The organism is Nocardioides taihuensis (assembly GCF_042657275.1).
GTDB lineage: Bacteria > Actinomycetota > Actinomycetes > Propionibacteriales > Nocardioidaceae > Nocardioides > Nocardioides taihuensis.
In genome coordinates this window covers 239,694-260,860 of sequence record NZ_JBHSKD010000018.1, presented here as the reverse complement: position 1 = coordinate 260,860, position 21,167 = coordinate 239,694, and the positions used below count along the sequence as shown (strand labels likewise).

General features: G+C 73.5%; 17 protein-coding genes. 3 read left to right on the top strand and 14 right to left on the bottom strand.

Annotated features, from left to right (window positions below):
- Positions 1-5: 5 nt before the first annotated feature.
- From ACFPGP_RS15105 to ACFPGP_RS15095, 3 genes are all read right to left on the bottom strand, one after another.
- Positions 6-713: a putative periplasmic lipoprotein gene (locus tag ACFPGP_RS15105; protein WP_378591497.1), complete on the bottom strand. Its 708-nt coding sequence runs from the start codon at positions 711-713 to the stop codon at positions 6-8.
- Entirely contained in the window at positions 710-4,318 is a 3,609-nt protein-coding gene (gene mfd, locus ACFPGP_RS15100) for a transcription-repair coupling factor (RefSeq protein ID WP_378591496.1), read from the bottom strand. Before mfd ends, ACFPGP_RS15105 begins: the two co-directional genes overlap by 4 nt.
- An 86-nt stretch (positions 4,319-4,404) precedes the next feature.
- Positions 4,405-5,163, bottom strand: coding sequence for a response regulator transcription factor (locus tag ACFPGP_RS15095; RefSeq protein ID WP_378591495.1), 759 nt, complete (start codon positions 5,161-5,163; stop codon positions 4,405-4,407).
- Between the two features lie 513 nt (positions 5,164-5,676).
- Here ACFPGP_RS15095 and ACFPGP_RS15090 point away from each other — a divergent pair.
- A complete protein-coding gene (locus ACFPGP_RS15090) occupies positions 5,677-7,116 on the top strand; it encodes a sensor histidine kinase (RefSeq protein WP_378591531.1) in 1,440 nt (479 codons plus the stop codon).
- Complete coding sequence (locus ACFPGP_RS15085) at positions 7,113-7,802, top strand: LuxR C-terminal-related transcriptional regulator (RefSeq protein ID WP_378591494.1); 690 nt, start codon at positions 7,113-7,115, stop codon at positions 7,800-7,802. Before ACFPGP_RS15090 ends, ACFPGP_RS15085 begins: the two co-directional genes overlap by 4 nt.
- Before the next feature lie 173 nt (positions 7,803-7,975).
- Here the strand turns inward: ACFPGP_RS15085 and ACFPGP_RS15080 are convergent, their stop codons facing one another.
- Together ACFPGP_RS15080 and ACFPGP_RS15075 are read right to left on the bottom strand one after the other, a co-directional pair.
- Positions 7,976-8,860, bottom strand: coding sequence for a hypothetical protein (locus ACFPGP_RS15080; protein WP_378591492.1), 885 nt, complete (start codon positions 8,858-8,860; stop codon positions 7,976-7,978).
- Complete coding sequence (locus ACFPGP_RS15075; RefSeq protein WP_378591491.1) at positions 8,860-9,600, bottom strand: LamG domain-containing protein; 741 nt, start codon at positions 9,598-9,600, stop codon at positions 8,860-8,862. Before ACFPGP_RS15075 ends, ACFPGP_RS15080 begins: the two co-directional genes overlap by 1 nt.
- A 169-nt stretch (positions 9,601-9,769) precedes the next feature.
- Between ACFPGP_RS15075 and ACFPGP_RS15070 the strand changes: the two genes are divergently transcribed.
- Entirely contained in the window at positions 9,770-10,756 is a 987-nt protein-coding gene (locus tag ACFPGP_RS15070) for a sulfotransferase domain-containing protein (protein ID WP_378591490.1), read from the top strand.
- A 15-nt stretch (positions 10,757-10,771) separates the two neighbouring features.
- Here the strand turns inward: ACFPGP_RS15070 and ACFPGP_RS15065 are convergent, their stop codons facing one another.
- The 9 genes from ACFPGP_RS15065 to ACFPGP_RS15025 form a co-directional block, all read right to left on the bottom strand.
- Positions 10,772-12,373 carry a lipopolysaccharide biosynthesis protein gene (locus ACFPGP_RS15065; protein WP_378591489.1) on the bottom strand — a complete coding sequence of 534 codons (1,602 nt, stop codon included), beginning with the start codon at positions 12,371-12,373 and terminating at the stop codon, positions 10,772-10,774.
- A gap of 25 nt (positions 12,374-12,398) precedes the next feature.
- Positions 12,399-13,385 (bottom strand): glycosyltransferase family 2 protein, encoded by a 987-nt coding sequence (locus tag ACFPGP_RS15060; RefSeq protein ID WP_378591487.1) that lies wholly within the window; start codon positions 13,383-13,385, stop codon positions 12,399-12,401.
- A 144-nt stretch (positions 13,386-13,529) separates the two neighbouring features.
- Positions 13,530-14,465, bottom strand: coding sequence for a sulfotransferase domain-containing protein (locus ACFPGP_RS15055; protein WP_378591486.1), 936 nt, complete (start codon positions 14,463-14,465; stop codon positions 13,530-13,532).
- A 23-nt stretch (positions 14,466-14,488) separates the two neighbouring features.
- Entirely contained in the window at positions 14,489-15,577 is a 1,089-nt protein-coding gene (locus ACFPGP_RS15050; RefSeq protein WP_378591484.1) for a phytase, read from the bottom strand.
- A gap of 91 nt (positions 15,578-15,668) precedes the next feature.
- The gene (locus ACFPGP_RS15045) at positions 15,669-16,628 is read right to left on the bottom strand and encodes a sulfotransferase family protein (protein ID WP_378591483.1); all 960 of its coding nucleotides are present in this window, start codon (positions 16,626-16,628) and stop codon (positions 15,669-15,671) included.
- Complete coding sequence (locus ACFPGP_RS15040; RefSeq protein ID WP_378591482.1) at positions 16,621-17,586, bottom strand: glycoside hydrolase family 26 protein; 966 nt, start codon at positions 17,584-17,586, stop codon at positions 16,621-16,623. The genes ACFPGP_RS15045 and ACFPGP_RS15040 overlap by 8 nt, the downstream gene beginning before the upstream one ends.
- Positions 17,573-18,463, bottom strand: a complete 891-nt coding sequence (locus ACFPGP_RS15035) for a beta-1,6-N-acetylglucosaminyltransferase (protein ID WP_378591480.1) — start codon at positions 18,461-18,463, stop codon at positions 17,573-17,575. Before ACFPGP_RS15035 ends, ACFPGP_RS15040 begins: the two co-directional genes overlap by 14 nt.
- A complete protein-coding gene (locus tag ACFPGP_RS15030) occupies positions 18,460-19,668 on the bottom strand; it encodes an aminoglycoside phosphotransferase/kinase family protein (RefSeq protein WP_378591479.1) in 1,209 nt (402 codons plus the stop codon). The genes ACFPGP_RS15035 and ACFPGP_RS15030 overlap by 4 nt, the downstream gene beginning before the upstream one ends.
- A complete protein-coding gene (locus ACFPGP_RS15025) occupies positions 19,665-21,164 on the bottom strand; it encodes a hypothetical protein (protein WP_378591478.1) in 1,500 nt (499 codons plus the stop codon). Before ACFPGP_RS15025 ends, ACFPGP_RS15030 begins: the two co-directional genes overlap by 4 nt.
- Between the last annotated feature and the right edge of the window lie 3 nt (positions 21,165-21,167).

The following is a 21,167-nucleotide window of genomic DNA, read 5'->3' as shown; positions in this document are numbered from 1 at the left end:
GAGCGTCAGCCGCAGCGCTGGGTCGAGGGCAGCGTGGCGATGTAGGCAGCGTCGGCCGTGGCGGCCTTCTTCGCCGTGTCGCCGGCCGCCCGGGCCAGGTCGGAGCGCTCGCTCTCGATGGAGGAGTCGCCGATGCTGAAGCTGTCGAAGGAGGGGTTGGTCTCGATCTCGTGGTCGTCCTCCCACTGCTGGGCGACCTTGATGCCCGCGGCCAGCGCCTCGTCGCTGTCCTGGTCGGCGCCGCTCTCCTGCGCCCCGATCTGGCGCAGGATGCTCACGAAGTAGGCGCCCGAGGTGTACGCCGGCATCGCCGCGTCGACGAGGTCGGAGTCGACGCCGCCGTACTGGAGCCGAACCTGGTCGGCGGCGGCCTGGTAGTCCTGGCCCGCCTCGATGCCGTAGTCGGCCGCGAGCTGGTCGGCGATCGAGCGCAGCGCGAGCGCCTGCATGGCGGAGTTGCGCACCTGCGAGCCGACCACCTGCGTGCCGGAGTCCTGGCCCTGCGTGGGGTTGGCCTCCTCGAGGTCGCAGATGCTGCTCGCGAGGTCGTCGACCTCGTTCACCGAGATCTGCTCGTCGCCGACGACGATCGCCACGCCGGGCTGCAGACCGGCACACCCGGTGAGCAGGACGACGGCCAGCGCGAGGCCGGCGCCGAGGCGCAGGCGCGACCGGCCCACGGAACGGCTGAGGGACCGGAGGGTGGTGCTCACGGGTTCTCCTTCTGCTGCTGCTCACGGGGATCGATCACGGAGTCGATCACCGACCGGGCCCATTCAAGCAGGGCGACCCCGTCGATCGGGCGGCCCCCGACCACCGCGGTCTGCGGACGCGGCACGAGCAGTGTCCCGACCGGCGCCTTGTAGATGCTCCTCGGGTGGAGGCGCTGCAGCCGCACCACCCGCGACTCCGGCAGCGACACCGGGGCGAAGCGGACGTTGCGGCCGGCGATCGTGACCTCGCCGACGCCCGCGGCCCGGGCCCGCGCCCGGAACCGGGCGACGAGCAGCAGCGAGGTGACCACCTGCGGCGGCTCGCCGTAGCGGTCGAGGAGCTCCTCGTTCAGCAGGTCGACGTCCTCGTCGGAACGCACCTCGGCCAGGCGCTTGTACATCTCGAGGCGCAGGCGCTCGCTCGGGATGTAGTCGTGCGGCAGGTGGGCGTCCACCGGCAGCTCGATGCGGGCCTCGCGCAGCTCCGGCTCGGCCTCCCCCTTGAACTCGTGCACGGCCTCGCCGACCAGCCGCACGTAGAGGTCGAATCCCACGTCGGCGATGTGGCCGGACTGCTCACCGCCGAGCAGGTTGCCGGCGCCGCGGATCTCGAGGTCCTTCATCGCGATCGCCATGCCGCCGCCGAGGTCGGAGTGCTGGGCCAGCGTGGCCAGCCGCTCGTGGGCGGTCTCGGTGAGCGGCTTCTCGGCCGGGTAGAGGAAGTAGGCGTAGGCGCGCTCGCGGCTGCGCCCGACGCGGCCGCGCAGCTGGTGCAGCTGGGAGAGGCCGAGGGTGTCGGCCCGCTCGATGATCATCGTGTTGGCGTTGGAGACGTCGAGGCCCGACTCGACGATCGTGGTGCAGACGAGGACGTCGAAGCGCTTCTCCCAGAACTCCAGCATCACCTGCTCGAGCTGGTGCTCGCCCATCTGCCCGTGCGCGACCGCGACCCGCGCCTCGGGCACCAGCTCGCGGATCCGGGCCGCGGCCTTCTCGATCGAGTTGACCCGGTTGTGGATGTAGAAGACCTGGCCCTCGCGCAGCAGCTCACGGCGTACGGCGGCCACCACCTGGCGGTCCTCGTAGGCGCCGACGTAGGTGAGCACCGGGTGCCGCTCCTCCGGCGGGGTGGTGATGGTCGACATCTCGCGGATGCCGGTGATCGCCATCTCGAGCGTGCGCGGGATCGGGGTCGCGCTCATCGACAGCACGTCGACGCTGGTGCGCAGCCGCTTCATCTGCTCCTTGTGCTCGACGCCGAAGCGCTGCTCCTCGTCGACGACGATCAGCCCGAGGTCCTTCATGCGGATGTCGGGGTTGAGCAGCCGGTGGGTGCCGACCACGATGTCGACGCGGCCCTCGGCGAGGCCAGCGACCACCTCGCGCGCCTCCTTGTCGGTCTGGAACCGCGAGAGGCCCTTGATCACGACCGGGAAGCCGCTCATCCGCTCCTGGAACGTCGAGAGGTGCTGGGTGACCAGCAGCGTGGTCGGCACGAGCACCGCGACCTGCTTGCCCTCCTGCACCGCCTTGAACGCCGCGCGCACGGCGATCTCGGTCTTGCCGTAGCCGACGTCGCCGCACACGAGGCGGTCCATCGGCACCGTGCGGCGCATGTCGCCCTTGACCTCGTCGACGGTGCTGAGCTGGTCGGGGGTCTCCTGGAAGGGGAAGGCGTCCTCGAGCTCGCGCTGCCACGGGGTGTCGGGGCCGAAGGCGAAGCCCTGCGTGGCCTGGCGGGCGGCGTAGAGCTTGATCAGCTCGGCCGCGATCTCGCGCACCGCCTTGCGGGCGCGCCCCTTCCGCTTGGCCCAGTCGCCGCCGCCGAGCCGGTCGAGACTGGGCTGCTCCCCGCCGACGTAGCGGGTGACCTGGTCGAGGGCGTCGGCGGGCACGTAGAGCCGGTCGGGCGGGCCGCCGCGCTTGGACGCGCCGTACTCGAGGACGAGGTACTCGCGCACCGCGCCGCCGACCTCGCGCTGCTTCATCTCCACGAAGCGACCGACGCCGTGCTGCTCGTGGACGACGTAGTCGCCGGCCGAGAGCTCGAGCGGGTCGATCTGCTTCTTGCGCCGCGCCGGCATCCGGCGCATGTCGCGGGTCGAGGCCTTCTGGCCCGAGAGGTCCTCCCCCGTGAGCACCACGAGGCGGTTCACGTGGTCGACGAAGCCGTGGGAGAGCGACCCGCAGCTCACGGTCACCACGCCGGTCGTGCCGTCGAGGTCGCCGCTCGCGATCTCGTCGACGAGGCGGGCGGGCACGTCGTGCTCGGCGAGCAGCTCGACCATCCGCTGGGCCGGGCCGTGGCCGGGGTGCAGGACGACGACGCGGTGGCCGTCGGCGCGCCACTGGTCGAGGTCCTTGACCGCCTGCTCGAGGTCGCCGCGGTAGGACTCCGCGGGACGCGCCGGGAGCGCCCGGCTCTCGACCGCGCCGACCTCGGGGTCGACGCCGGAGGAGACGACCTTCCCGAGGGCGTCGCGCAGGGGCGCCTCGTCGGGCGTCTCGATGCCGAAGGGGCTCATCGTCCACCACGGCAACGACCGGTCGAGGGTGTGCTCGCGCACGTCACCGAGGCTGCGGTAGGACGCCGCACCGAGGTCGATCGGGGCCGATCCCCCGCCGGCGGCCGCGGCCCACGAGGCGCCGAGGAACTCCTCGCTGGTGGCGACGAGGTCGTGGGCCCGGGAGCGCGCACGCTCGGGGTCGACCACGAGCACGTGGGTGTCGTCGGGCAGCAGGTCGACGAGCAGCTCCATCTCGTCGACGAGGGCCGGCGCGAGCGACTCCATGCCCTCGACGGCGATGCCGGCGGCGATCTTGTCGGTGAGCTCGAGCAGCTGGGGGTGGGTCTCGCCCAGCGCGCGGGCGCGCTCGCGCACCGCCTCGGTCAGCAGCAGCTCACGGCACGGCGGCGCCCAGAGGCGGTCGACCGCCTCGAGGGTGCGCTGGTCGGCGACCGCGAAGCTGCGGATCTCCTCGACCTCGTCGCCCCAGAGCTCGACACGCAGCGGGTGCTCCTCGGTCGGCGGGAAGACGTCGACGATGCCGCCGCGGACCGCGAACTCGCCACGCTTCTCCACCAGGTCGACACGAGAGTACGCCGCGTCGGCCAGGCGCCGCACGAGCTCGTCGAGCGGAGCGGTGTCGCCCGGCGCCAGCTCGACCGGCTCGAGGTCGCCGAGACCCTTGACCTGCGGCTGCAGCACCGAGCGCACGGGGGCGACGACCACCCGCAGCGGGCCGTTGGCGGCGTCGACGCCGGGGTGGCACAGGCGGCGGAGCACGGCAAGCCTCCGGCCGACGGTGTCACTGCGCGGGCTGAGGCGCTCGTGGGGCAGCGTCTCCCAGTTGGGGTAGACGGCGACGACGGCGGGGTCGAGGAGGTCGCGCAGCTCGGCCTCGAGGTCCTCGGCCTCACGGGCGGTCGGGGTCACCACGAGCACGGTGCGCCCCGCGTCGACGAGGCCCTTGACCACGAAGGGCCGCAGCGGCGTGGGGCCGGTCAGGTCGAGGGCGGCCGTGACGCCCTCGCGTGCGTCGGCGAGGGCGGCGGCGAGGGTCGGGTCGGCGAGGACGGCGTCGGCCAGGCCGGAGAGGTGCACGAGAGCTCCTGCGGGACAGCACGGAAGGCCCCCGACCGCGACGGCAGGGGGTGGGCGGCCAGTCTAGGTCGGCCGGAGTCGCGTTCCTACCGGACGTCCCCGGGGGCGAGCGGGTGCTCCTTGACCCACCCGAAGACGGCCACCGCCGCGAGCTGGGTGTTGACCTCCAGCTTCCTCATCACCGACTTCACCTGGGTGCGCACCGTGTGCTGGGTGACCCCGAGGTTGTCGGCGACCTGCCGGACGACGTCGCCGTCGTAGAGGCGCTCGAGCACCTGGGTCTCGCGCGGGCTCAGCCGGTCGAGGCGCAGGCGCATGAGCGCGAGCTCGGTGGTCATGCCCTGCCAGTCCTGGCGCAACCGCGCCTCGAGCGCGGGGTCCATCACGGCGAGCCCCGACGTCGACCGCTCGAGCGCGGTCACGGTGGCGTCGAGACCCGTCGAGCTCGGCAGGACGGCCTCCACCCCGGCGTCGAGCATGGCGCCCCAGGCCGGACCCGGCGGCGTCACGGTGAGCAGCAGCCAGCGCTCCGTCGCGCCGAGCACGAGGGCCTGCGCCTCCCGCAGGAGCGGCCACGGGGACAGGGGGGTCATAAGGAGCACGCGGTCGGCGTGGGCGGCGGCTACCCCGCGGCGTACCTGGGCCTCGTCGCCTCCCCCGCTCCACGGGACCAGGGTCACGTCCACGCCTCGGGTCTCGAGCGCGCGTCGCACCGTCGAGGCCACGAGCGGCTCGCGTTCGACGACGGCGAGCCGCACGGACAGCTGTGCGACCGCTGCGCCGGCCGCCGCGGGGCCGGTGCCGACCGCGGGGTCGTGGTGAGTCTCCACCGTCTGCACGTTCACGGAGTCCTCAGTCCTCGTCGTCCGGCCGCTTCCCAGCCGGGGTCAGTAAGGACCCGGAGTCCGACCGGCCCTGGACCCGGGCAACGACGACCCCCCGCGTCGTTCACTCGTCATGGTGTCCGGGGCGGAGGGTGTGATGGTCGGCACGTCGTCCATCACCCTGAATTTGGGGATGGACCGGCGATTGCCCGGATCTACCGCGGAACTTGACGAACCCTTGTCGGCCGGCGGCCCCCGGTCTACCCCGGCGCGATTCTTTTTACCTCCCGGCAACGAAAGATCCTCCCCAAAAGGTGGTATGTCGCCACGGAGAGGGTAAGAGTGGACACCTGTCTTGGCAGCGTGTGCCAAGACTCTGGGGGCAGGCTCGGATGCCTCCGTCTTGAGGCTGTCGGTCCTGGGAGTCAAACGGGTGGCTCCCACGGTCGGCGTGTGCTGGGGAGCGGGACGGAAATGCTGGGAGTGCCGAGGGGTGTGTGGTCGTGGCGCCGCACCACACTTCTCCTGTTGATCGTGGCGGTGCCGTACGCGGCTGCCGTCGCCCTGACCGCGCGCGAAGGCGGGTGGGCAGCGGCCGGGCTGCTGAGCGGCCTGCTCGCCTCCGCCATGGTCGTGGGCGCGTCGGGCCTGTTGTACCTGCGCTGGCGCATCGCCGGTGACCCGCGCCAGGGGTGGCTGCTGCTCGTGCTGACCGCGTGGGCGGTCGACGCCACGACGCGCAGCGGGCTGCGCGCCCTCCAGCCCGAGGCGTACGACGACCGGGCGGCGTGGCTGCTGACCTTCGACGTCGTCGTCGCCGTCGGCGCCGTCGCCCTCCTGCTGGTGGCCCAGCGCGTGCTGCTGACCCGCGACCCCCTCCCTGCGGGCCTCGCGCTCGGGGTGCTGATCTCGGTGGCCAGGGTGACCCTGGCCCTGGTGGCGCCGCCGGTCGGCCTGCCGGGCGAGGCCGACGTGATCGCCGGCGTGACCCTCCTCGTGCTGGCGGGCCTGGTCGCGCTCGCGCTGCTCCGGGTCCCGGGCGTCGCGGAGTGGGCACGTGCCGGTGTGGCCGCGTCCCTGGTGCTGCTCAGCCTCGGCCAGGTGCTGGCCTACCACTACCCGCTCGGGGACGCGCGGGCCGCGATCACCATCGTGACCAACCTCGCCGGCGGCCTGCTGCTGACCGGCGTGACCGTCGCCCTCGTCCTCCAGACCGTCCGCGCGCAGCGGCGCGAGATGCGGTGGCTGCAGGGCCGGCTGCTCGAGGCCGAGGCGCGCCAGCGTCGCGAGCGCGAGTCGATGCACGAGCTCGCCGGCACGGTCGCGGGCATCGTGTCCGCCACCCGGCTGCTGCGCGGTGACGCCAACATCTCCGCCAGCCGGCGCGAGCAGCTCGACCAGCTCGTCGACGCCGAGATCACCCGCCTGCAGGAGACCATGGCCGCGCGCCACGACGAGCGGGCCGACGCCGGTGCCGCCGTCGACCTCGACGAGGCCATCTACCCGCTCGTCGTCGCGCTGCAGGCCCGGGGCAACCCGGTCGAGTGGCGCCCGAGCGGGCTGAGCGCCCAGGTGCGTGCCGACGACGTGTCCCGGGCGGTCAACGTCCTCATCGACAACGTCGCGCGCCACGCACCCGGCTCCGAGGCGGTCATCGACGTCCGCCGGGCCGACGAGAGCGTGGAGATCCACGTCGCCGACCGCGGCCCCGGCGTGCCCGCCGAGGCGCGCGAGGGGATCTTCGACGGCGCCGACCGGGGCCCGGCGCCCTACCCCGTCCACGGCCTGCAGGTGGCCCAGCGGCTGGTCCACGAGCAGGGCGGCTACCTCCGGCTGGCCGACACCCCGGCGAGCCAGGGTGCGGAATTCGTGATCGGCCTCCCGGCCGCGGGCGCCGGGCGCCGGGACCGCCGCGGAGCGCGGCGTACGGCGTTGGCCGGGTCGCGACCGCCCGGCGGGACGACCAAGCGGTGAGCGCACCCCTGCCCCGCAGCAGCCTGCGCATCCTGATCATCGAGGACCACGCGCTCTTCGCCGAGTCGCTCGACCTGGCGCTCTCCGTCGAGGGCTACGACGTCCGCCGGATCAGCGTGCCGGAGAACGACAGCTCGCCCGGCCCGCTGCTCGCCCAGGCGACCCGGCTGCGCCCCCGGATCGTGCTCCTCGACCTCGACCTCGGGCCGCACATCGACGGCGCCCGGATGATCGCGCCGCTGGCCCGCACCGGCGCGCAGGTCGTGGTGGTCACCGCCTCGCGGGACCGCTCGCGCTGGGGCGAGTGCTACTTCCACGGCGCCCGGCGGGTGCTCACCAAGTCGCAGCCACTCCAGGAGATCCTCTCCACGGTGCGCCGGCTCAACCAGGGCCTCTCGGTCCTCGACCGCGAGACGCGCGAGGAGCTGCTGGCGGAGTTCCACCGCGACCGCCAGGAGCACCACGAGATGCGCGACCGGCTGCACCGGCTGACGCCCCGCGAGCGCGAGGTGCTCGGCCAGCTCACGGAGGGTCACACCGTGCGCGACATCGCCAAGGCGAGCGTGGTCTCCGAGGCCACGGTGCGCACCCAGGTGAAGTCGATCCTCTCCAAGCTCGAGGTCTCCTCCCAGCTGGCGGCGGTCGGCATCGCCCACGCGGTCGGCTGGCACCAGCAGGACACCTGAGCGGGCCGTTTTCCCCAGATGGGGGGATGGAGGGCGACCTCCGGCGCGCAACGCTGGGGACGGGTCCGACGGCCCACGACCCGTACGTCGGCCGCGAGGTCGGGCTCGCAATGCGGCGTCCCTCCTCCGTGGCTCCCCCACTCGGGGAGGGGCGTCGCCCCCCCGCAGGGGGCTCAGTCGCGGTGGTAGTAGACGCGGTCGACGCGACCGTTGAACTGGTCGGTGGACGACGGCAGCAGCTCACCCGACCACGACAGCTTGCCGCCCACCGACATCGGCATGTCAGCGGCCATCAGCACCGGCCCGATCCTGCCGGTCTCGCTGCGGCTCTCCCAGCGGCCCGGGCCGCGGGCGGACAGCGGGGCCACGGCGAGCGTGACGCTGTCACCCTCGCGATGGCACCGGATCCGGTACCAGTCGTCGGGCTGGAGCCGGTAGGGCCCGTAGACGAGCACCTCGCCCAGGAGGCCGGCGACCCGGCAGGACACCGCTCCGTCGTCGACCTGGATCTTGTACTGGCTGGAGCTCTCGTAGAGCCCGCGCTGCACGAGGTTGTCGCCGTTGTCGGACGCCGTCCCGGTGGTCACGTCGTCCATGGCGACGTCGGCGCCGAAGACGAAGCTCCTCCGTCCGGGGCTCAGCAGGTCGTCGAGCCCGCGGCTGCGGACCTTGAGGATCGCGAAGTCCTCGCCCTTCGGGTCGTAGCGCGGGAAGCGCAGCGCCTGACCGTCGGGCGCGTCGCTGACGCTGGCGATCTCCCCGTCCGCCGAGCTCACGTGCGAGACCAGCAGGTGCCGGTCACCGGAATTGGTCAGCAGCTCCTCGGTGCTGCCCCCCGGGAACTCGAGCACCAGCGAGTCCCGCTCCCGCGTCGCGGAGGCCGGCGCGTCGTCCCGGGATCCCTCGCTGGCGTCCGAGGGGTCCTGGAGCACGACGGGCGGGTCGACAGCGTCGAGGTCGTCGCCGGTGCATGCGGTGAGCCACGGCAGCAGGGCGAGCAGCAGCGCGGCCAGGGCTGCGACCCGCAGCCCCCCGAGAGACCGCGCGTCGGACCTCACTAGCCCTTCTCGATCCTCACCCAGTCGACCGCGCCGGCGAAGTAGTCGCAGGTGACCTCCAGCCCGTCGCAGTCGAGCTTGCCACCCAGCGACATCGGCCGACTGTTGTCGATGGTGCCGATCGTGCCGCGGATGAACTTGCTCATCTCGTTGGGCTCCCCGTAGTTGATCGTCATCTTCACGCCGGTCGTGGTGCGCTCGCAGCGCAGCGTGTGCCACTGGTTGTCGGCGACCTTGGAGCCCGGGAGCGTGCTGTTGACGAACCCGATGGCCTTGGTGTTGCCGAACTCGTCGCGGAAGTGGCACCGCGGCCATCCCTTCTTGAGCACGAACTTCCAGTAGCCGCCGGCCTGGTTGGCCTGGCCCTTCTGGATGATGTTGGGGTCCAGCGCGCCGGTCTTGACGCGGATCGTCACCGCGAACGTCGAGGTGCCGGGGTCGAGCCGTTCGTCGTCGGGCCAGTTGACCAGACGGTTGTCGTTGACGATGCGCCAGTCACCCTTGAACCGGTAGGCGTAGCCGCCGTCGCCGGTGGGCTCGTTGAGCACCACGTCGGAGCCGATGGTGCCGTCGAGCCCGTTGCCGGAGGAGTCGACCATGAGCGTCGACCCGGCCGTCTCGTCCATGCTCCAGTCGCCGACGACGCCCGCGAACGCCGCTGCCGGGGCGGCCAGGGCCAGGGCCACCGCCACTGCCACCGTCGCGCCTGCGCGCCGTACCCGCTGCCGAACTCGTGCCATCAGTCCACCTCTGTCCCCCCGAGCGGTCCCGTCCGGCCACCCGCGCCTGACACCGATCAAAGCCGCCACCCGGATCCGCTCCCGGTGGCGGGCTCGAAGTTCACCCGTTTTGGTGAAACACCGCCCGGCCTGACCGGTGACCGCACGGTCCGCGCGGCACGATGGAGTGGTGCCGACTCCTCCACGCGCGCCCGCGACCGGGCCGGACTCCCAGGCCGGTGCGGACGGCGACACGGCACCCGCGACCGTCTGCTACCTCGGGGCCATCGGTCGCAGCGGCAGCACCCTGGTCTCCCGGGTGCTCGGCAGCCTGCCCGGCGCGGTGTCGGTGGGCGAGCTCTGCTGGATCTGGACCTACGGCGTGCTGCGCAACCGCACCTGCGGGTGCGGGCAGCCCTTCCTCGAGTGCCCCTTCTGGACCGGTGTCGGACAGCGGGCCTTCGGCGGGTGGGACGGCGTGGACGCCGGTCGGGCCAACGACCTGCGCCGCAGCGTCACCCGGCACCGGCACACCCCCGAGCTGCTGGTGCGTCCCGTCGGCAGGTTCGCGCACGACGTCGACGAGTACGTCGGCCTGCTCGGACCGCTCTACCGCGCGATCTCCGCCGAGAGCGGCGGGGCCGTGGTCATCGACAACTCCAAGCAGCCCGAGGTGGCGCTGGTGGCCCGGCAGGCGAGCGGAGTCGACCTGCGGGTCCTGCACCTCGTGCGCCGCAGCCACGGGGTGGCCTACTCGTGGACCAAGCACGTCGCACGCGCGGACAAGGACGGGCGCGAGATGCTGCGCAAGTCGCCGGCGAAGGTCTGTGCCGGCTGGCTGAGCGACAACGCGCTGTTCGAGACGATGGGTCGCACGGGGTCGCCGCGACTGCTGGTGCGCTACGAGGACTTCGTCCGCGCGCCGCGCGACGCTACCCGTGACATCGCCGCCTTCCTCGATCTCACCGTCACCGAGGAGGAGCTGCCCTTCGAGGGGCCGACGTCGGTGCGCCTGGCCACCGACCACAGCGTGTGGGGCAACCCGATGCGGCTGCAGACCGGCGCCATCCCGCTGCGTCCCGACGAGGCCTGGCGCGAGGGCCTCTCTGCGCGCGACCGCCGGGTGGTCACGGCGCTGACGTGGCCGGGCCTGCTGCGCTACGGCTACCGCGACTGAGCCGGCGCGACCGGCTCAACGGGCCCGGCGCAGGCGCCGGGTGAGCGGCTCGGCGACCGACGCCAGGGCGGCCAGCTCGAGGACGCCACGGCGGCGACCCGCCAGCACGGCGAAGCACGCGGCGCCCGCGGCGCCGCCGACGAGCAGGCCCACGAGGGTGGGCCCGGTCACCAGTCGCACCGCGCCGACGACGAGGAACCAGGAGACGACGCAGATCAGCATCGCCGACCGCGTGCCCGGCCCGAACGGGTGCAGGCCGGTGGCGCGGTGCACCTGCCACAGCGCCAGCAGGTTGTTGAGCAGGATCGCGGCGGCCCAGCCGAGGGCGGCTCCGGAGACACCGAGCCAGGGCACGAGCACGAGGTCGAGGCTCACGTTGAGGGCGAGCGCCAGGCCGGTGTTGACGAGGCTCTGCACGCTGCGCCCCGCCATCAGCAGCATGGAGTCGACCGGGCCGCAGACCGTGGCCACGAGCATCGCGGCGCACAGGACCACGACGGCCAGGGAACCGCGCTCGTAGGACGACCCGAAGATGCTCAGCAGCAGCGGCGCGAACAGCATCACCACGAGGTAGATGGGCCACGACACGAGCGTCAGCCACGTCGTCGTGGTGCGGTAGAGCGTCTTGGCGACACCCACGTCGTCGACGGCGAGGCTGGAAGCGATGCGCGGGGCCATCACCTGCTGGATCGCCTGCACGAACATCAGGCCGAGCACGAGGAAGCGGGTGGCCACGGCGTACACGGCCGCGTCGGCCGGCCCGCGCAGCGCCGCCACCAGCAGGACGTCGAAGCGCTGCAGCGCGATCGTGAAGATCCTCGAGACGGCGCGCGGGGCGGAGAACCGCCAGAACTCACCGGTCATCTCGCGCCACGGGCGGGGCGCCGCACCGTCGGCTGCCAGCGCGGCCATGCGGCGCAGACGGCCCGCGACCCACAGGGCGATCACCAGCAGCGCCGCGAGGTAGGGCGCGACCCACGCGACGGTGATCAGGATGATGGGCGCCCCCAGGGTGGCGGCGGTGCCGGCCGAGACGGTCTCGGCCGAGTTGCGTCCGATCTTCTCCACGAACACGAGCGGGCGCACCGAGCCGAGCCCCCGGCTGGACGCGATCAGCACGACGTACACGACGGCCACGGGCAGGAAGAGCGCCAGCACCCGCAGCACGCCGGCGAACTGGTCGCTGGCAGCCGCGGTGTCCGTCAGCAGGTCGGCCAGCGTCCCGGCCAGCAGGAGGACCAGGCCGCCCACGAGCAGGCTGAAGACCACCGCGGGCGCCAGGGCGATGACCAGGGACCGCCGCAGGTCGGCGCGCCGGTCGAGGGCCACCGCTCGTGGCAGGAACCGGAGGACGCCGGTGTCCGCGCCCACCGTGCCGACGTTGATCAGGATCGTGAAGAGCGCCGCGCCCTGGAAGAAGAGACCGGCCTCGCCCTGCACGTAGTTGCGGGTGATGATGACCGGCAGGACGATGTTCAGCACGACCGTCACGAAGCTGCCGGCGAGGTTCAGCGTGCTGCCGCGTGCCAGCCGGCGCAGCTCCCGGTCGTTCGCCGAGCGTTCCGGCGCGCCCCCGGGCGGTACCGGGGGGACGGGATCGCGCGACACGGTGGTCATCGTGCCTCGTCGGGTGCCAGGGGGCTCAGATGCCCCGCCCGACCTTGTTCGCCGCGTGCAGGACCCGGTCGGCGGTCGTGACCCGGGCCAGCACCAGCATCGTGGCCCAGGCGCGTCGCTCGCGCGGGTTCTCGCGCAGGGTCGTCACGAGCCGCGACCACGAGTCCCGCCGCCGACCGAGGGCGGCGAGGGCGAAGGCCTGCTGGCCGTGGATGCGGGCCGCGCCCCGTCCGTCGGCCGCGATGTCGGGGTGCTTGCGGAGCAGGTAGCCGAGCGCCTCCTCGATCGTGTCCCACTGCCGGGTGAAGTAGGAGCCGGGATGCCAGAGCACCTCCACCATGGGCTCGGACACGCAGGCGATGTCGGTGATCGCGGAGACCCGCAGCAGCCAGTCGTAGTCCTCGCCGTAGCCGCCTGGGAGCACCTCGTCGACCGGACCGGCCTGCTCGGCCACCGCCCGCTCGACCACGTAGCTCGACGGGTGGGCGGCGGTGACCCGGCTGCGGACCAGGTCGTCGTGACGCAGCACCCGGGCGTCGATCGTGCGTCGCCGCACCTGGGTGCCGTAGTGGATCCTGATGCCGGTCACGCTCGCACGCGCCCCGGTCGCCGCCATCGCCGCCACCTGGGCCCGCAGCTTGGCCGGCGTCCAGAAGTCGTCGTCGTCGCAGAACGCCACGACGGGGTGTCGCGCCAGGCCGAGCCCGGTGTTGCGGGCGCCGGCCAGCCCCGGCGTGCGGGAGTTGCGGGTCACGCGGACGCTGCGGTGCTCGTCGTCGCGGGCCAGGTCGGGGCTGGGCTCCGCCTGGTCGAAGACCGCGATCACCTCGACCGGGCCGTCGTAGTCCTGACCCAGCGCGGCCTGCACGGCCTTGGCGAGCAGCTCGGGGCGGTTGCGGGTGGCGATGACCACGCTGACCCCGGGAGCCGTCGCCGGCACGTCCGCGGACACCTGGTCCGCCGGCCCGGCAGCGACCTCGGGGTCGTTGACGTCGGTCGCTGCCTGTCGCACGAGGACTCCTCAGCTCACGATCGACCGCCCGGCACGGCCGCCCTCCGACCCGACGCTAGGGAACCGGGTGACGCGGACAGCCCCGGGCTTCGGGATATACCTGATCTGGTGGATGGTCTGGACCGTCCCGGCCCCCGGGCCCGGCTACTCGCGCCAGGAGGGGGTGCGGCCCCACCAGGAGGCGAGCTGCTCGTCGTACGGCTCGAAGTGGCGCTCGAGGCGCAGGCGCAGGTCGTCGGGCAGCGGGGACCGGGAGCGGGCGTTGTGCTGCTCCAGCTCGATCGGCGCGCCGGGCTCGAGCCCGAGGAAGGCGACCACCTCGTCGACGACCGGTCGGGGGTCGGAGAAGAGCCTGCCGCTGTCGACGACGCACAGGCGGTCACGTCCCACGGCCTGCTCGAGCACCCGCAGCTGCTCGACGTACTGGCCGCGGGTCAGGTAGGCGTGGTGCTGCCAGTGCAGGCTGTCGGACCCGGGCTCGGCCATGAGCCGCTCGCGCTCCCCCGCGATCCGCTCCGGCTCGGCAGCCACGGCATCGGCGAACTCGAGGTCCTCGAAGCCGCGCCCACGCTCGTGGCTGTGCGCGGAGTAGGCGCGGATCACCGGGTCGCGCAGCAGCACCACCAGCTTGACCTCGGGCAGCTCGCCGGCGATCCGTTGGGGCGCCAGCGGGTGGAACATGTAGTAGGGGCTCGACTCACCGGTCAGCACCGGCAACCCGCCCTGGCGTCGCGACGCGAGGCGCTCGGTGGCCAGCAGCGGGAAGTGGCCGCGGTACCAGCGCTCGCCCCGGTCGTACCTCTTGTCGAAGTAGTGGATGCCCTTGCGCAGGAACGGGCGCAGCACCTGGGGGTGCTGCACGAGCGCCTTGAACATCGTGGTGGTCCCGCAGCGCTGGGCGCCGACGATGAGGAAGTCGGGACGCATCCGGGCGGCACCGGTGAGCTCGGTCGTCGCGTCGGAGCCCCGACGCACCCAGCGTCGGGCGGTCCGCGACAGCTCGCTGTGCTCGCGGCGGTCGCCGGACTCGTGGCGGGTGAAGCGGGGTCCGGGAGGGGAGGGCTCGGTAGCGATCGTCATGTCCTGTTCCGTGGGGGTGCTGGTCAGCCGGTGGGGAGGATCCGCTCGAGGCGGGTGAGCTTGAAGTCCTGGGACCCCGAGGAGCCCGGTGTGGTGTTGCTGTTGTCCTGGCAGACGAAGAGACCGGAGGGGAAGGCCGGGCCGAGGTTGCCCGCGTAGGCCGCGATCCCGTCGGTGCGCTGGCACCCGTCCGCGAGGGTGCCGTCGGTGATCCGGAACGCCTTGACGTAGTCGTTGGTGGTGCGGTCGTAGACGGCGAAGTAGGACTGCTTGGGCCTGGCGCCGTTCTGGGCCGAGGCGATCAGGTAGCCGGTGCCGTCGCCGGTGTCCGCCAGCGTGATGCCCTCGACGTCGTACACGAGGTGCCCGCCGGACCCGACGGAGTCCACCAGCACGCGCGAGGACCCGTCCCCCGGCTCCGCGCCGTAGCGCCACAGGCCGACCTTCTCCTCGCCGATGTACAACCGGCCCGTCTCGTCGTCGGCGACGCAGCCCTCGGCCTCGGAGCCGACCTGGAATTCCCGGACGAGGGTCCCCTGGACGAGGCCGTCGTTGTCGGTGTCGACGAGGCGGTACTGCCGCACCCGCCCGGCGCGGGTGATCACGAAGACCGACGTCTGGCCGGTGGTGTCGCTGGTGTAGGCGCAGAGGCCCTCACCACCCCCGGTGCCGATCGCGCCGGTGCCGTCCCCGACCGGGACCAGCCGGTGCGTGGCGGGGTCGACGGTGTACGAGCGGATCCCGGCGTTGTAGCCGACGACCAGGTCGAGGGTGCGGTTGCCGACGGTCGCGTCCTGGCGGACGTCGACGTTGCCCCAGAACGACGTGGCGGTGGTGATCCGTTGCACCCGGGTGCCGTCGAGGTCGTAGACCTCGAGGGCGCCCTTCTTGTCGTTGCCGATCACCAGCGAGCTCGCGGGATCGTCGTGGTCGACCCAGATCGCCGGGTCGTCCGCCGCGTCTCCCGTCTCGGGCACGGGGGTGGTCTCGTCGTCGGCCGCCACGCTCACCACGCCCGGCGGCGCCACCGACTCCGCCGGGCCGACCACGGCCGCTCCCGCGACCAGTGTGGTGGCGGCCGCCAGTGTCGTCGTCCAGGTCCTCACGCGCATGCCGTCCGCCTCCGCATCCCCCGGTGCCCGACTGCACCTGCTCGACCGTACCCACGGCCGGACGAGGCCCGGGTCATCGATATGGGTGAACTCACCGGTACCCCCGCAGCCGTCGGATGCCGGTCGTCAGCAGTTCCACGGTCCGCCGGTCGCGCACCGGCAAGGACCGCCGCCACGTCTGGTCGGGGCGGATCGGCACGGGCCCGGTGGTGAAGCGGACGGGGTTGCCGGCCACCTGGTGGTGCGTCCCGAGCACGACGCCGTCGCGCGACACGTGGGCGAGGTCGGCCTCCGTCACGGCCACGCCCGCAGCCTCGACCGCGGTGCGGACGGTGCCGCGCGGGTCGGCCACGAAGTCCTCGTAGCGCACGGTGGTGACCCGGCCCGGGTGACGCGCCCGGAGCGCCGAGGCCGCCAGCTCGAAGGCCGACCACCACAGGGCGGCCTCCCTCGGCGTCGTGCGGTGCATGAGGTCGGTGCCGGCCGCCTCGGGCCGCACCACCTCCTTGCCGAGCGAGTAGGCCACCCCGCGGGGGTCGCGCACGACGTGCAGGAAGTGCACGTCGACGTCGGCGTACGCCACCAGGGCCGCCCAGGCGGGCATCTTGCTGGAGTCGACCAGCAGCCGCGCCCCCGACTCCTCGGCCGCCGCGCGGTAGAGGGCGTCGAGGCGCTCGACCAGCGCGTCGCGGCGCAGGCGGCCACCGGAGGTCGGGCTGCCGGCCAGCAGCCGCGGCAGGTGACGTGTGCGCACCACCTCGTGGCGCAGGGCGATGAGCTCGTCGGCGTCCACCCGGTCCCAGCCGTCGAAGGCGTTCTTCCCGACCGCCACCCAGAAGGGGCAGTCGGAGAAGGCCAGGCCGCAGGCGCACAGCTCGTCGTCCCGCAGCGCGCGCTCGGGGAGGTGCACCACCTCGCCGAGGGCCTCCACCCCGGGCACGTCGCCGAGGGCGGCCTCGAGGAGCGTGGACCCGCTGCGTCCCGACCCGAGCACGACGAGCACGCGGGGTCGGCCGGCGCGGCCCGCGCCGCCGCGTCGCCGGTCAGCCACCGTCGGCTCCCGTCGGGCTGGCCGCGACCACCGCGGCCCAGGCGGCGCGGGAGGGCTCGTCGGTGAGCTGGAACCCGCCGCCCACGTCGGCGTCGAAGTAGGTCACGAAGCGGGCGCGCCCGACGACCCAGGCAGCCGCCTCGGAGATCCACGCCGCGCGGGCGGTGCCGTCGTCCGTGGGGTCGCGGACCGCGCCGAGCTCGGAGACCGCCCACTCGGCGCCCGCGGCCTGCGCGGCGCGGTAGCCGGCCGCGAACAGGCGCTCCGGGTCGGCGTACTCCTCGGCGCCGCGCCCCTTGGCGTAGCAGTCGAAGGAGAGGACGTCGACCCGATCGTGGCGGGGCACGTAGTCGCGCCAGTCGCGGTCGGAGCCCCGCTGGGGCGTCCAGCACATGAGGATCATGGTCGCGTGCAGCCGGGGGTTGCCCACCCGGGCGGCGATCCGGTCGACGTGCTTCCAGGCCCGCTTGAAGGCGCGCGCGGTGAAGTACCCCCGCTCCACGTCGTCCTCGGGCTCGTGGAGGTAGGCCCACCAGGTGTCGCGGTCGGTCGGGGCGTCGCGGAACCACGCCCGCAGCGCCCGGTCGTAGCGCCCGCTGAGGACCGACCGGGGCGTGGCGCGGAACGACACCACGGCCGGTCGGTCGCCGAGCAGGCCGTCGAGGTACTTCCACGAGACCGGCAGGCCCGGGGAGAAGATGCGCGCGACGCGGATCGGGCCGTACGACGCGTCGATGCGGGCGAGCGCCTGGGCTGCGGTCTCGCCGTTCTCGCGGTGGATGGTGCTGCCGGCGAGCGTCGGCAGGGGGTGCTCGGGCGGAGGCACCGCCTCGACCGCGGGCCGCCTCGCGCCCGGGTGGTCGCCGGAGCTGTCGGCACACGCCACGGTGGCCGCGAGCAGCAGCGCAGCGACGACGGCGAGCCCCACACGGCGACGGATCCGGTCACGGGTGGGCACGGTCGGCCTCCCGGGCGAGCTCGTCGAGGCGGTCGAGCACCGCGGCGGTGGCCGTGCCGTCGACCTTGCGCGCGAAGAAGTCGCCCGAGGCGGTCACGGCGGGCACGTCCTCCGGGCGGAGCAGCTCGGGGTGCGGGCTGCCCTCGACCCAGCGGATCCACCGCTTGCGCTCCCCGCTGATCCGCAGGTGGTCGGCGTCGTTGAGCAGCAGCGTCGGCAGCAGCGCCTCGTCGGGCACCGAGCAGCGCGAGAGGTAGCGCTCCACGCGGGCGAGGCGCTCGCGCTGCTCCAGCACGTGGTGCACCGCCGGGGCCCGCAGGTTGGCCCACATGTCGCCGATGAACAGGCGCGTGCCGCCGCGGAAGGGGTGCAGGGGTCGCGGGCACGGCACCGAGCGCCGGTTGCCCGGGACCCGCACCCGGTGCAGGTAGCGGGTGCGGCAGCGCGTCTGCCAGGGGTGCACGTCGTCGTGCGGGTCGTCGGGCACGTCGAACCACCGCAGCATCGCGTCGGCGTCGCTGCGGGCGAGGGCCTGCTCGGTGAGGTGCAGGTGCTGGGCGGGGTAGTCCTGGCCCGAGACGAGCAGGAGCCACGCGAGGTCGGGGACGCGCGCGACACCCGTCTCGAGCAGCCGCAGCATCGCGGTGGCGAGGTTCATCCGGCCCCAGTCGCACGGCTGCGGGTCGTCGACGAGCAGCAGCCGGTCGTGCGGCACCAGCCCGTGCGGCACGCCGCGCGGGTCGTGGTGCACCAGCGCGATCGTGTGCTCCCCCTCGAGCACGCGGTCGACGAGGCGGCGCAGCAGGGCGGGGTCGCGGTGGGAGAGGATCCCGACCACGACGGGGCCCGACGGGCCGGGCGACGGCACCGGACTCATCGTCCGCCCTCCGCCAGCGCCGGCAGCAGCCACTCCCCGATCCGGCCCAGGTCACCGCCGGCGGCCTCCTGGTCGTCGGCGAGGTAGCGCGAGCCCAGCGTCAGCAGGTGCAGCCGCGCCACGACATCGGCCGCCACGGGGTGCAGGCCCAGCGGGGACAGCGTGGCGGGCGCGCGGTCGAGCAGGGCGCTCGCCGCCTCGCGCGGTGTGACGCCGTGGACGGTGATCGCCGCGTGCAGCTCGTGGTGGAGCAGGTCGAGCCCCGGCACCACACCGGTCTCGTAGCGCTCCCAGTCCCAGACCAGGCACGGCCCGTCGACGAGCGCGACGTTGCCCGGGTTGAGGTCCCCGTGCCAGGCGGCGACCCCCAGCGGCAGACGGGGCGGCAGGGCGTCGGCGTGGGCGCGCAGCCCGGCCACGGCGTCCCCGCCCCGGGTGCTCTCGAGGTCGGTGATCCTGGTCTCGAGCTCGGCCCGGTAGGGGTGGTCGACCCACGCCACCGGCGCCCCGGCCGCGGTGCCGGCCACGTCGCGCACCACGGCCAGCAGCCGGTGATGGGCCTCCTCGCCCGTGAGCCGGTCGGTCGGGATGTCGAGCGCCTCCTGGACCAGCACGGCGTTGCCGTCCCATTCCCGCAGGCCGAGCAGCCGCGGCGCCAGGACGTGGGGCAGGTCGTGCTCCTCGAGGGCGGCCAGAGCCCCGGCCTCGCGTCGTACCAGCGCGCGCGTGAGGGCCTGGTCGCCGACCTTGGCGAAGGCGAGCACCTGTCCCTCGGCGTCGGTCACCTGGAGCACCGGCTTGCGGTTGGCGCGCGGCGGCCCGACGGGCAGGGTCAGCGCGAGGTCGTCACGGCCGAGGACGTCACCGAGGACCTCCTCGACCCCGACCGGGTGACCGTCGCCGCCGACGACCCCCACCCGGAAGGCGGGCAGCCGCAGCACGCCGGTCGCGGCGGCCAACGTGAGCAGCTGGCGGACGACCCGGGTGCGCGGCCGCTGCCCGGTGAGCTGGCGCCGGACGACGCGCGCCATGGTCCGCCGGCTGCCGAGCGGCACCAGCAGCCGCGGCGACGCCGGGGAGGGGACGGCGGCCCAGGCACGCGGGGTCCTGACCGAGCCCGTGCGCACCTCGAGCGGCGGCGGGTAGAGCGTGGTGAGCAGGGCCACCGCGCCGGAGGTGGAGGGACGCTGCGTGGTGCTGGTCATCGGCGCCCGACCTCCACGACCTCGGGGGGCACGCCGTCACCGACGACGTCGTCCCCGCGGCGCAGGCGGGCGTTGCGCCAGAGCAGCCCGATGGACAGGAAGGTGATCGCGAGCGGCATGGTCAGCGCCGAGTAGACGAGGCAGTAGAAGATCTCCATGCCGACCACGGTCGTGCCGGCGAGTCCCAACGGGGATCGGTCGCGCAGGAACGAGAACAACGCCCAGAAGAGGAACCCGAGGTAGAGGACCACCCCCAGGAACCCCTGGGAGACCAGGAGCAGGGTCAGCTGGCCGGTGCTGCCGATGTTGCGGGCACCGCACTTGGGGCAGGCCTCGGAGGGGCCGATCGCGATGGACTCGTCGCTGCCCAGCGTCTTGCGGGTGGACCCGAAGCCCACCACGGGCGAGCTCGCGGCGGCCCCGATCGCCGTGCCGAGCAGGGAGCCGCGCACCTCATTGCTGTGCCCGGTCTCCGCGCGCGCCGAGATCAGGTTCTCGAGCGGCGAGGCAGCCAGCACGCTGCCGGCGACGGTCAGCACGGCGAGCACCACGAGCAGGGCCTTGATCCGCCCCCACAGCGCCAGCCGGACCACGGCCACGGCCACCGCGAGTCCGAGGCCGATCCACATGCCCCGGTTGAGCGAGTAGATGATCGGCACGAGCGCGACGGTCAGGACCAGGAGCAGCACGGTCCGGCGCGAGCGGCTGCCGAGCACGCCCCACCCGACGACCAGCCAGACCAGCAGCAGCGACAGGTTGTTGCCCCACGCGTTGGTGAAGGGGAACGGCGCCGCCGGTCGCGGCGAGGTCTCGCCGAGCACCGGCTGCACCTGGGCGAGCTGGACCATGCCGCCGCCCTCGTCCTGCAGCGCACCGGGCAGCAGGTAGGACGCCGGGGCCTTGAACGTGAAGTCCGGCATCACGACCGACAGCGACCCCAGCACGATGCACGAGACCGCGAGCACGCAGAACCACGAGATCACCCGGCGTCGCGGCAGCTCGGCCTCGGTCGTGTTGCCGAGGTAGAGCAGCATCACCGTCAGCGCGAGGTAGTTGAGCAACCGGAAGCCGAAGGCGAAGTAGCGCCCGATCCCGCTCGACATGGCGGTGCCGACGAGCTCCACGTCGAGCGCGAACACGCTCAGGGTCACCAGCGCCAGGAAGAGCACCCAGATCAGGAAGCCCGGAGGGGTCTTCACCCGTCCCCGCCGGTGCAGGCTCCAGGCGAGCGGGATCGCGGCCAGCGGGAAGACCAGGATGGTCACGCCCAGCGCCCACCACAGCGGCCAGCCGGCCACCGCGGCGGCGATCGGCCAGCCCGGCGGCAGGCGCCGGTCGCTGCGGGGCAGGGGCCAGCTGGACTGGTCGACCCACCGGGGACGGCGTACGACGGGGAGCCGGACGACGACACGGTCGTCGAGGTCCGACCCGAGCGGGTCGCGGACCCACTCAGTCGTTGCGTCGTCGGTCCCGGCACGGGACTCCAGCATGCTCATGGC